This window comes from Bradyrhizobium sp. 23AC (assembly GCF_054863025.1).
On record NZ_JAVAYN010000012.1, the window covers coordinates 228542 to 239605 of the forward strand.

14 protein-coding genes and 1 tRNA gene are annotated in these 11064 nt (G+C 65.7%); 3 read left to right on the top strand and 12 right to left on the bottom strand.

Translation table 11 applies throughout. The features are described from left to right. Nucleotides 1-4 precede the first annotated feature (4 nt). A complete protein-coding gene (locus RAD10_RS26090; RefSeq protein ID WP_461619740.1) occupies nt 5-322 on the top strand; it encodes a cupredoxin domain-containing protein in 318 nt (105 codons plus the stop codon). Nucleotides 323-513: 191 nt separating this feature from the next. Here the strand turns inward: RAD10_RS26090 and RAD10_RS26095 are convergent, their stop codons facing one another. From RAD10_RS26095 to RAD10_RS26110, 4 genes are all read right to left on the bottom strand, one after another. Further along, complete coding sequence (locus RAD10_RS26095) at nt 514-780, bottom strand: hypothetical protein (RefSeq protein WP_018323382.1); 267 nt, start codon at nt 778-780, stop codon at nt 514-516. 258 nt (nt 781-1038) lie between these two features. Continuing rightward, the gene (locus RAD10_RS26100) at nt 1039-1416 is read right to left on the bottom strand and encodes a TIGR02301 family protein (protein WP_461619741.1); all 378 of its coding nucleotides are present in this window, start codon (nt 1414-1416) and stop codon (nt 1039-1041) included. Between the two features lie 92 nt (nt 1417-1508). Further along, on the bottom strand, nt 1509-1943 hold the full coding sequence (locus tag RAD10_RS26105) for an NUDIX hydrolase (RefSeq protein ID WP_461619742.1): 435 nt from the start codon (nt 1941-1943) through the stop codon (nt 1509-1511). A 34-nt stretch (nt 1944-1977) separates the two neighbouring features. Further along, complete coding sequence (locus tag RAD10_RS26110; protein WP_104465685.1) at nt 1978-2478, bottom strand: hypothetical protein; 501 nt, start codon at nt 2476-2478, stop codon at nt 1978-1980. 63 nt (nt 2479-2541) lie between these two features. Here RAD10_RS26110 and RAD10_RS26115 point away from each other — a divergent pair, with 63 nt between their 5' ends. Then, nucleotides 2542-3306: an SOS response-associated peptidase gene (locus RAD10_RS26115; protein WP_461619743.1), complete on the top strand. Its 765-nt coding sequence runs from the start codon at nt 2542-2544 to the stop codon at nt 3304-3306. Between the two features lie 111 nt (nt 3307-3417). On the opposite strand, the gene RAD10_RS26120 is transcribed toward RAD10_RS26115, so the two are convergent. The 6 genes from RAD10_RS26120 to RAD10_RS26145 all read right to left on the bottom strand — a co-directional run bounded on the left by RAD10_RS26120 (nt 3418) and on the right by RAD10_RS26145 (nt 9337). After that, complete coding sequence (locus RAD10_RS26120; RefSeq protein ID WP_461619744.1) at nt 3418-4611, bottom strand: CaiB/BaiF CoA transferase family protein; 1194 nt, start codon at nt 4609-4611, stop codon at nt 3418-3420. A 37-nt stretch (nt 4612-4648) separates the two neighbouring features. Next, nucleotides 4649-5578, bottom strand: a complete 930-nt coding sequence (locus RAD10_RS26125) for a glycine reductase (RefSeq protein WP_461619745.1) — start codon at nt 5576-5578, stop codon at nt 4649-4651. A 287-nt stretch (nt 5579-5865) separates the two neighbouring features. Beyond that, nucleotides 5866-6447 carry an NUDIX domain-containing protein gene (locus RAD10_RS26130; RefSeq protein WP_461619746.1) on the bottom strand — a complete coding sequence of 194 codons (582 nt, stop codon included), beginning with the start codon at nt 6445-6447 and terminating at the stop codon, nt 5866-5868. Nucleotides 6448-6457: 10 nt separating this feature from the next. Further along, nucleotides 6458-6901, bottom strand: a complete 444-nt coding sequence (locus RAD10_RS26135) for a GNAT family acetyltransferase (protein ID WP_461619747.1) — start codon at nt 6899-6901, stop codon at nt 6458-6460. Continuing rightward, entirely contained in the window at nt 6898-8325 is a 1428-nt protein-coding gene (locus RAD10_RS26140; protein ID WP_461619748.1) for an FAD-binding oxidoreductase, read from the bottom strand. Before RAD10_RS26140 ends, RAD10_RS26135 begins: the two co-directional genes overlap by 4 nt. A gap of 22 nt (nt 8326-8347) precedes the next feature. Next, nucleotides 8348-9337 (bottom strand): L-threonylcarbamoyladenylate synthase, encoded by a 990-nt coding sequence (locus tag RAD10_RS26145; RefSeq protein ID WP_461619749.1) that lies wholly within the window; start codon nt 9335-9337, stop codon nt 8348-8350. A 68-nt stretch (nt 9338-9405) separates the two neighbouring features. Here RAD10_RS26145 and RAD10_RS26150 point away from each other — a divergent pair. Further along, nucleotides 9406-9482 (top strand) — tRNA-Pro (locus RAD10_RS26150). A 240-nt stretch (nt 9483-9722) separates the two neighbouring features. Here RAD10_RS26150 and RAD10_RS26155 read toward each other — a convergent pair. After that, nucleotides 9723-10049, bottom strand: coding sequence for a hypothetical protein (locus tag RAD10_RS26155; RefSeq protein ID WP_461619750.1), 327 nt, complete (start codon nt 10047-10049; stop codon nt 9723-9725). 200 nt (nt 10050-10249) lie between these two features. Then, on the bottom strand, nt 10250-10474 hold the full coding sequence (locus RAD10_RS26160; RefSeq protein WP_018323393.1) for a hypothetical protein: 225 nt from the start codon (nt 10472-10474) through the stop codon (nt 10250-10252). Nucleotides 10475-11064: the final 590 nt, after the last annotated feature.

The following is an 11064-nucleotide window of genomic DNA, read 5'->3' on the forward strand; positions in this document are numbered from 1 at the left end:
AACGATGCCGGAGCGACTGGCTTCGATCGCCATAGCACTTGTCCTTGCGGCGATGGTCGCCCCGGCGCACGCCGCGACCATCGAGATCGCGATGGAGAATCTCGAGATATCTCCGGCCGATGTGTCGGCGAAGGTCGGCGACACCATCAATTGGATCAACAAGGACGTCTTCGCCCACACCGCCACGGCGAAGAACGGCGACTTCGACGTGACATTGCCGCCGAAGAAATCGGCGACATCGGTTCTGAACAAGGCGGGAGTGATCGACTATTACTGCCGCTATCATCCCAACATGAAAGCGACGCTCAAGGTCGAGCCGTGAGGGGAGGGAGCAGGTTCCTGATCGCCGCGGGAACATCTCCCGGCCGCCGCGAGACTAATGCTTGTCCGCGGCAAGCGGCTTCCGTGCGATAAACGCGGCAGACTTCGCGAAGGCTTTCGCCAATCCGTTCGCAAAGTCATTCATCCGTTGACTGGCCCCGCCCGCGTGGCGGGGTCATTTTCGCGGAAAGCTCACTGCCTTGCGAGCGTGACCGAGAACTCGCCGTTGCGGATGCGGCCCGGAAAACCCTCGACGAACTTGGCGACCGCGTCCTCGCCATAGGTGCCGACGAGCTCGGCAAAGGCCGCAAACAGGCTCGCCTGCGCCAGGCAGTCGCCGTCGACGCCCTCATGGCGCGCTTCGGCCCAGGCCTCGTTGAGATAACTCAGTGCGGCCTGCTTCTGCTCGTGATCGGGCAGCGGCGCGCGGTCGGGGGCGTAGGAAATCGGCTGGCTCATGAAACTCGATCAGGGCTGGGGCGCGATCCACGGCGATGCGCTGTGCGAGAGGTGTAGCACGCGCATTAACGACCGCTAGGCCACATCTTTAAGAACGGTTAACGGCTGTGAACAAAGTCGATGACAGGGTTCCCGTCGCGCGTTCGACAGCCAAACCCTCATGGTGAGGAGCGCGCTCTTCGCGCGCGTCTCGAACCATGCAGGCCCTGCTGCGGCAGTCGATGAGGGAGTTACGGTCCGGAGTGAGGCCGAAAGGAATCAGTTCGCGTAGCGCGCCGTGAGATCGCGCGAGATCTTCGAGCCTTCCTCGATATAGCGGCGGATCGCCACCGTCGCGGCCGGCGTGCAGCTTCGATAGGTCTGCTGAAAGCCGTTATAGCCGCGGTTGAAGCCGGCGATCATGCGGGTGCGGCGCTCCCCGGAGGGAGTTTCGGCATCGATCAGCGCCTGCATCTCGTTGCGCCATTTGTTGCCCTCGTTGGACCCGCAGATGCCGCGCAGATAGTGCAGGCCGCCGAGAATCTCGGCCAGCCGCTGCAAATCGGCGTCGAACGGCGCCGCCACGTCCTGGGCCCGCGTGGGCCCGGAGGCGCAGGCGAGAATCAGGGCAAAAATGGCCAGAAATCGCGTGGGCATCGGCGGGGTGTATGCCCCGTCGGGGCTGGGGACGCAAGGTGAGCCACACGGGCGGTGCGCTCCGTCTCCCGCCTGCGGGGCCCGCGGCTCGGTCAGGCTCCAACCAGCCGCGCGGCGGACTGGATGACCTCGTCCAGCCCCCCGGTCAGCTTGAGGTCTCCAAGGCCCGCCAGAGCGTCGGGGGCGATCCAGCGGTAGTCGTCGAGCTCGTCGTTCAGGACCGGCTCCCGCGCCACCCAGCGGGCGGCAAACGACATGATGAGGTAATGGCCGGCACCGGGCGCGACCGGCAGCACCTCGCGCCAGCCGGCGAGGCCAATGATCGCGATGTCGAGCCCGGTCTCCTCGTCGACCTCGCGGCTCAGGGCCTGGTGCAGCGATTCGCCGAATTCGACCCGGCCGCCCGGCAGCGAATAGAAGCCCTTGGCGGGCGAACGGGCGCGGCGGGTCAGCAGCACCTTGCCGTCGCGGAAAATCGCGGCGCTGACGGCGAGCTGGGGATGGGTGGGCTGGACGACCGAAGCCATTTTCTTAAAGGACCTGATTCTTAAAAGACCTGGCTCAGTTCGCCATGATGGTGTCGACGTCGGCTTCCGCTCCGCCATTGATGATGCCGCCGCAGGCGGCGATCAGCGGCTTGACCCAGAGCGTGGCCTGCTCGGCGAGGCGGACGCGGGTCGTGTCCTTCTCGACCTCGCGCATGGCCGAGCCGACCGCGGTCAGGATCGAGGTCATGGTATCGGTGATGTGGTCGAACTGGGCGCGCACGTTGGGGTTGGCCTTCTCATAGGCCTCGATGGCCAGGTCCCGCGCCTTGAAATTCGATGCCGTGAAATGCTCGGCATAGGACAGCGGCGACCAGGTCAAAAAATCTTCCGCGCATTCCGGCATGTCCGGAACCATTTCCAGCAGCATCACGGCTTCATTGAAATGGTTGAGATAGTCGGTGGCAAGCCCGGTCCGCGGGTTGATATTGGCCACGCGCAGACGCTCGGCCCAGGCGGCGGCCTCGGGGCCCGTCTGTACATGCGTCCGCGCGGGTTGGGAGGCCGTTGAGCTCATCTGCCGCAGTGTTAACGTTCGGGGTTAAAAGGACCTGAACGGACCCTATATAGATACCCTGGGATGTGTGGACGCTTCGTCATAACTTCGGCCCCCGCGGCTTTGCGGCAACTGTTCGGCTATGTCGAGCAGCCGAATTTCCCGCCCCGGTACAATGTGGCCCCGACACAACCGATTCCGGTCGTTCTGGCCGAGAACGGCGCGCGGCATTTTCGCCTGATGCGCTGGGGCCTGTTGCCGGGCTGGGTCAAGGACCCCAAGGGCTTCACGCTCCTGATCAATGCGCGCTCCGAGACGGTGCTGGAGAAGCCCGCGTTCAAACGCGCGATTCGCCGGCGGCGCGGCCTGATCCCGGCCGATGGCTATTACGAATGGAAGGTGGAGGACGGCCGCAAGCAACCCTTTTTCATCCACCGCGCCGACGGTGCGCCGCTCGGCTTTGCCGCGTTGTTCGAGACCTGGGCCGGGCCGAACGGCGAGGAGCTCGACACGGTCGCGATCGTCACGGCCGCGGCGGGCGAGGATCTCGCCGCGCTGCATGACCGCGTGCCCGTCACCATCAGCGAGCGCGATTTCGAGCGCTGGCTCGACATCAGGGGCGACGAGGTTGATGCGATCCTGCCGTTGATGACGGCACCACGCATCGGCGAGTTTGCCTGGCACCCGGTCTCCACCCGCGTCAACCGCGTCGCCAATGACGACGATCAGTTGCTGCTGCCGATCAGCGCGGAGGAGATGGCGGCAGAAGCAGAAGCGGCGAAACCGAAGAAGGCGGCACGGAAGGCTGCGGCCGGGCCGGCCGATGACGGGCAGGGCTCGTTGTTCTAGCCGCGCTGCCGTAGGGTGGGCAAAGGCGCAACGCGCCGTGCCCACGATCTCTCTCCTCAACGGGTAGTGGTGGGCACGCTTTCGCTTTGCCCACCCTACGGCAGCGGAGTCTTAAACAACCTCCTGTGCCCTCAGCGCCGCGATCTCCGCCGCATCAAACCCCAGCTCGCCCAGCACCGCATCGGTATCCGCGCCGAGCTCCGGCGCCATCCGGTCGAGCCTGCCGCCGCCATGGGCGAGCTTGAAGCCGCTGCCGGCAAAGCGAAGGCGGCCGTAGGGCGTATCCAGCTGCTGAATCGCGCCGCGCGCCTTGATTTGCGGATGGTCGATCACCTCCTCGACCTTCCAGATGCTGGCGCAGGGCGCGCCGGCGTCTTCCAGGATCGTCTCCCATTCGCGCGCCGGTTTGGCCGCGAGCGCCGCTTCGATGATGGCGCGCAGCGCGGGTTCGTTCTCGTTGCGGGAAAACCAGTCGGCAAAGCGCGGGTCCGCGAGCGTGTCCTCGCGGCCGAGCGCGCTCATCAGCGCGCGGTACTGCTTCTCGTTGTTGACGGCGAGCAGGATGTGGCCGTCGCCGCACTTGAACAAATTCGCCGTGGTCCTGCGGCTCACCGCCTGATTGCCCGAGAGTGTCTGGCGATGGCCGGCGACCGACCAGTCCGCGATTTGTCCCGACAGAAACGCCATCGTCGCCTCCAGCATGGAGACATCGATCAACTGCCCCTTGCCGGTGCGGTCGCGCTGATACAGCGCGCTCGACACGCCGAACGCGGCCGTGGCGCCCGACAGCACGTCGCACACCGCAAAGCCCGCGCGCGTCGGCCCCGTCTCGGGATGGCCGGTGATCGCCATGATGCCGGACAGCGCCTGCATCTTGCCGTCATAGCCGGGCCGCAGGCGATCCGGGCCGGTCTGGCCGAAGCCGGAGACCGCGCAATAGATCAGTTTTGGATTGATCGCCGAGAGCGCCTCGTAGCCGATGCCGAGCTTGTCCATCACGCCCGGACGGAAATTCTCCATGACGACGTCGACGGTCGCTGCAAGCTTCTTCACGATCGCGATCGCTTCCGGCTTCTGCAGATCGAGCGTCAGGCTGCGCTTGTTGCCGTTGACGGCCTGGAACGCCGGCGCGAGGCCGCGGTCGGCCCATTCGCGGCTGAGCGGCGTGCGGCGCATGTCCTCGCCCTCGCGCCGCTCGACCTTGATGATTTCAGCCCCCAGCAGCGCGAGCTGGTAGCTCGCATAGGGGCCGGCCAGCACCTGGGTGAAGTCCAGGATCTTCACGCCCTCGAACGGTCGCGTCACGTCGCTCTCCCCTTTTGATTATCGTTATCGGAGGACGTCAGGCGGCGCGGTTGCCGCGCGCGATCTCCTTCTGCTTGTCGAATTCGGCGCGGCGGCGCGCCAGCTCTTCCGGCGACAGCTGGGCGACGTTGTTGTAGTCGAGCTTCCAGGAGGCGTCCTCGCTCCAGCGCAGCGGCGACTGCATCGTGGTCTGCGAACCGCTCGCGCTCTCCAGCAGCTTGAGCGCCAGCTCGAGCGTCTGCGCCTGCGAGGCGACGTCGTGCGGCTTGCCGGCGGAATTGCCGAGCGGGAAGTCGGAAAACAGGAAGCGCGGCACGGCGGCGTGCTCGATGATGTCCTTGGCGCAGCCCATGATCACGGTCGGGATGCCGTTTTGCTCCAGATGCCGCGCCACCAGCGCCGTGGTCTGGTGGCAGACCGGGCAATTCGGCACCAGCACCGCGACATCGACCTTGTCCGCGAGGCAGCGCGCCAGAATTTCCGGTGCATCGGTGTCGAGCGTGACGCGGTGGCTGCGGTTGGTCGGCGCGCCGAAGAAGCGCGGGGCGACCTCGCCGATGCGGCCGGCGGCGGAGGCCTTCAAGAGCTGCGGCAGCGGAAACCAGGTGCCGTTGTCGGTGGCCGAGGTGTGCTTGCGGTCGTAGCCGATATGCGAGATGCGCAAATCGTGCTCTTTCGACGTGTCGCCGTCATAGACCTGGTAGAACTTTGCGCCGCCATTATACGCCGCGCCCGGCCCCTGATCGCCCTTGCTGGGATCATACGGCGCAGCGGTCGTGATGATAGTCACGCGCGACTTTGCCAGCGGCTTCTTCAGCGGCTGGAACGGCGCTTCGGTGTAATGCGCCCAGCGATACGCGGTGGTGTAGCCGATCGCCGCGTAATAGTCGCGGGTGCGCTGCATGTACGGGACGGGGGAGTCGTAGTTGGGCGCAAAGCCGAATTCGTCGTCGCGCGGCGTGGACATGGGCGCGTCTCCTGGTTCTTGGTTGGCGACAGACTAGAGATAGTTTTGGGGTTGCTCAACGGGGGAAGGGAGGATGCAGGACAGAATTGCAGGCGAGGATGGTGCGGCACGCGCGGTGCCACTTACCCTCCCCTGGAGGGGGAGGGTCGGCTCACATTGAGCGCAGCGAAAATGTGAGACGGGGTGGGGTGACGGTCTCACCACATCCAACAGTGCCCGAGTGGAGAGATCACCCCACCCCGCTCGCGCTTCGCGCGATCGACCCTCCCCCTCCAGGGGAGGGTAAGTCACCTGAACACGTGCAGTGCCACATATTGCAGCAGCATGATCGCCTTGGCGTCGATGATGCGGCCGTCGGCGATCATGGCCAGCCCCTCGTCGATCGAGAGCTCCAGCACCTCGATGTCCTCGCCCTCGTGCTCGAGGCCGCCGCCGTCGCTGACACGCATCGAAGGCTCGTATTCGGCGACGAAGAAATGCAGCTTTTCGGTGATGGCTCCGGGGCTCATGAAGGCCTCGAACACCTTGTGGACGTGGTGCAGGCGGTAGCCGGTCTCCTCCTCGGCCTCGGCGCGGATGCGCTCTTCGGGCTCGGCGTTGTCAAGCACGCCGGCGGCGGCCTCGATCAGGAGATCGTCGTAGCCGCGGATGAAGGCCGGCAGGCGAAACTGCCGCACCAGGATCACGGTACGCCCAGCGCGGTTATACGGCAGCACGGCGGCGGCGTTGTCGCGCTCATAGGTCTCGCGGTGCTGCGTCTGCCACTCGCCACTGGCGCGCCGATACTCGAACGTGGTGTTCTTCAGCGTGGTCCAGCCGTCCGAGAGCACGCGGACGTCCTTGATGCGGACGCGGTCGGAAATGGTCATTTGCTTGATCTCAGTTGCTTGGCGTGGTCGCGCGGCCGTCGAGCCACTTCTGGAACATCACGGAGGTCGATAGCTCGAAGCCCAGCGAGCCGTAGAACGCATTGGCCTGCGCATTCTCGCGGCGGACGAGGAGCTGCAGCTTCGAAATTCCGGCCGCGCGCAGCCAGTCCTCGGCCGCGGCCATGATGACGCGGCCATGGCCGCGCTTGCGGCCGTCGGGATCGACCGCGACGTAATAGACCCAGCCGCGGTGGCCGTCATGGCCGACCATGACGGTCGCCACGATCGCGCCGGCGTCGCGCCCGACCAGCACGGCCGAGTTATCGCGCCGCCGCGCCAGCGCGATGTCGGCATGCGGGTCATTCCAGGGCCGCGTCAGGCCGCAGCGCTGCCACAGCGCGACAACCTCCTCGACATCGGCATCCCCGATCGCGTCGATCGCAAGAGCGCTCACAGCACCTTCCCCGGATTCATGATGCCGAGCGGATCGAGCATCGCCTTGATCGCGCGCATCAGCTCGATCGCGGTCTTGTCCTTGACCTCAGGCAGTTCGTCGCGCTTGAGCACGCCGATGCCGTGCTCGGCCGAGATCGATCCGCCCATGCGCAGAACGATCTCGAACACGACGGCGTTCATGTCGTGCCAGCGCGCCAGAAAATCCGCGGTGTCGGCGCCGATCGGCTGGCTGACATTGTAATGCAGATTGCCGTCGCCGAGATGGCCGAACGGCACCGGCCGCGCGCCCGGGATCAGCTTCACCACGGCGGCGTTGGCTTCCGCGATGAATTCAGGCACCGCGGCGATCGGCACGGAGATGTCGTGCTTGATCGAGCCGCCCTCGGGCTTCTGCGCCGACGACATCTCCTCGCGCAGCTTCCAGAAATTGTTGCGCTGGGTGAGGTTGGCGGCGATCACGGCGTCGTCGACGATCTCCTCCTCCATGGCGCGGGCGAGGATCGTCTCCAGCGGCGTGCGGGCGTCCTCGCCGGGGGAGGACAGCTCCATCAGCACGTACCAGGGATGCTTCTCGGCAAGCGGATCGCGCACGTCGATGCCGTGTCGCACCGAGAAATCGACCGCCATCTCCGACAATAGTTCAAAACTCGTCAGCGCATTGGCGGCCTCGCTCTGCGCGATGGTCAGCAGCTTCAATGCCGCCGCCGGCGACTTCAGTCCGACATAGGCGGTCTCGACCGACCGCGGCTTCGGAAACAGCTTTAGCGTCGCCGCCGTGATGATGCCGAGCGTGCCTTCGGCGCCGATGAAGAGATTGTGCAGATTGTAGCCGGTGTTGTCCTTTTTCAGCTTCGACAGCACGTTGAGCACGCGCCCATCGGCCAGCACGATCTCGAGCCCCAGCGCCATCTCGCGCGCCACGCCATAGGCGAGCGCCGCGGTGCCGCCGGCATTGGTCGAGAGATTGCCGCCGATGGTGCAGCTGCCTTCCGCGCCCAGCGAGAGCGGAAACAGCCGGTCCACCTCAGCCGCCTTCGCTTGCGCGATCTGCAGCACCACGCCGGCCTCGCAGGTCATGGTGTTGGAGGCGGCGTCGACCTCGCGGATCTTGTCGAGCCGCCGCAGCGACACCACCACCTCGCCGTTGTGCGGCGTCTGGCCACCGACGAGCCCGGTGTTGCCGCCCTGCGGCACCAGGGCGATTTTATGCGCGGAGGCGAGCTTGCAGATTTCAGAGACTTCCGCCGTCGAGCCCGGACGCAGCACCAGCGGCGAGCGGCCGTGGAACAGATTGCGCTCCTCGGTGACGTAAGGCTCGATGTCATTCGCATCGGTGATCGCATGGCGCTCGCCCACGATCTTGCGGAATTGTTCGATCAGCTCGGGCGCAAGTGGAGGGATCGCAGGCTTATTGATATTCATTGTCTCGTCTCTACTTCCACTCTCATCTTGCCACTGCAGCCCGGCGCAGCCGGTCGTTGATCGCTTCGCCCAGGCCTTCCTCGGGGATCGCCATCACCGCGATCGCCCGCGGGCTCTTCGCGTCGAGGCTGCGGAGATAGCCGAACAGATTGGCGGCGGCTTCATCGAGATCACCGGTGGGCGACAAATTCATGACAGCGACGGCCGCATCGACGCCAGGCAGGCGCTCAGAGCCGAATGCCAGCAGCGCTTCTCCGGGCGCAACGTCCTGCACGCGAAGCCGCACATGGGCGCGTGGCGCGTAATGCGAGGCCAGCATGCCCGGCGCCAGCGGCTGGCTGTCGTCGCTCTCGGCCTCCACAGGCGGCCGCGCCAGGAGCGCGCCCAGCACCGCCTCGATCCGCTCGCGCGACAGGCCGCCGGGGCGGAGCAGCATCGGCGCGTCGAGGCAGCCGACAATGGTCGATTCGACGCCGACCGTAACAGGCCCGCCGTCCACGATCAGGTCGATCCGCCCTGCAAGGTCGCTCTCGACATGGGCCGCCAGCGTTGGCGAGACGTGGCCAGAGATGTTGGCGGACGGCGCCACCACGGCGCCGCCGAAGGCGCGGAGGATCGCCTGCGCCACCGGGTGCGCGGGAATGCGAATCGCGACCGTGTCGAGGCCCGCGGTGGCGAGATCGGCCACCGGGCAGCCCTCCGTCTTCGGCACCACCAGCGTCAGCGGTCCCGGCCAGAACGCTTCCGCGAGCTTCAGGGCGCGCGCGTCGAACCGGCCGATCCGCCGCGCGGCGGCGATGTCCGGGACATGGGCGATCAGCGGATTGAACGCCGGCCGCCCCTTGGCGGCGTAGAGATGGGCGATCGCGGCGGCATTGGCCGCATCCGCCCCGAGCCCGTAGACGGTCTCGGTCGGAAATGCGACCAGCCCGCCGGCGGCCAGCGTGCGGGCCGCAGCCTCGGCACCGGCCGCACCGGCCGGCAAAATCAGCGTTTCAAGACCCGTTTTCACAGGGACAAAATTCCTCATGCCGGCCGCTTGCGGTGCGCCAAACCCGACGCTATAAGCCGCCTTCTTGTCGGAGTGTGGCTCAGCCCGGTAGAGCACTGCGTTCGGGACGCAGGGGTCGCAGGTTCGAATCCTGCCACTCCGACCATTCTTCCAAAAGTCGACGTTTTCCAAAGGCTTGGCGGACCGGCCGCCGGCGCCTCGGAACGCCTTTTTGCAACGATTTCGGGATCGGGTCCACGGCCGATTTGGCCGGGCAGGGCCGCTGGCTGTGGGAGCATGGCTCTCCACGAGCTAACGTCGCTCCGACATTGCCGGGTCGGTCAGAGGACTACCGCTCGCAGCTCGTAGTAGGATGGGTAGAGCGAAGCGAAACCCATCCTAGAGGTCACCGCCGCGCCACCACCACGCCGACCAGAAACGCCACCATCAGCGACGGCAGCGGGGCCTCGCGCACCATGCCGCGCACGATATCCGGCCAGTGCTGCTCTGGGACCAGTCTCGGCGATCGCACGGTAGGCGCGGACTCGATATCCCAGCTTGATGCGAGTTCGGCGATCTCGCTTTGCGCCAGACGCACGCCGTCCCGCACCCGGAAGATCGCAGCTTCCGATTGCTCGCGCGGCGCGAGCGCCATCAGCGTCGCGACTGCCGTACGCAACGTCATCTCGCCAAAACCTTGCAGCCGCACCTGCTCCTCGGGATCGGACGTCATGCGAAATCCTTCACAACGCAAAGTGGCGCGCGAGGGCGAATGCCGCCGTCGCGCACAGGACCAGCGTGGAAACTGCGCCGGCCACGCCGCGTGCGAGATGGGCCCGCGTCAGCTGCCTGGTCATGATCGTGCTCCATGCTCTGCATGGAAATGGCTGCGATGGATCTTGGTTCCTGTGCGCAAGAAGCGAATCGGTGAACTTACTTCCGCAGCAACTCGCTCAATGCCGCCGTCGCCTCGGCGCAGCGGATGTCGTCGATCTCGCGCGACAGGCTGAGCGCGCTCGCTCTGAGTTCTTCGAGCTTCCAGGTCTCCGGATGCTGGTTTTCGAGCTGAACGAGACGCTTGTTCAGATCGTCCAGTCTCGATTGGAGCTGCCCGATGCTGGCGTCTCCATTCACTTTCCAAACGCGTTGTGCACGCATCGTCGTTCCCCTGCTATCTCACGGCCTTGTGAGAGCGGTTCGTGGCCGGAATGGGTGTTTGTTTTGTCCGGCTTCAGATCGTGGGGAACCGTTGCAGATTCGCAACGTTTTGATGCCCGTCCGCCGGACGCTGCACAATGATACCCACACATGGATCGGATCGTGCCTTACATCGGCGGCAGCTGCATCATTGCGCCTTCGGGCGAGATCATTGCCAAGGGCGACGAGATCGCATTGGCGCGCCGGTGCGGCCCGGCATTTTGCACTGTCCCGGATTACGCGGAGCCTGTCATCGGGCGGCGCTTCGCGCCGACCCGTTGGCTCCATCCGGGCTACGGGACCTTGCTTGTGTCGCCCTCTGTCAATCCATGCGCACAAAAATATTCCACTTTACCGAAATTCGGTTTCGACGTATGTGTCGCCCATCCCGGCTCACCCAAGAGGGGCGATCATGTGTCGTCACGCATCGCGAGCCGGGCTTGCGGTGGACGCGGCAGCGTCGGCATGAGAGGTGCGGGCAGGGCGGGTAGTCCCTGTGAGCCCGTAACCGCGTGCGGACGACGGCGCTGCCAGGCTTCGTCTCGTCTGTA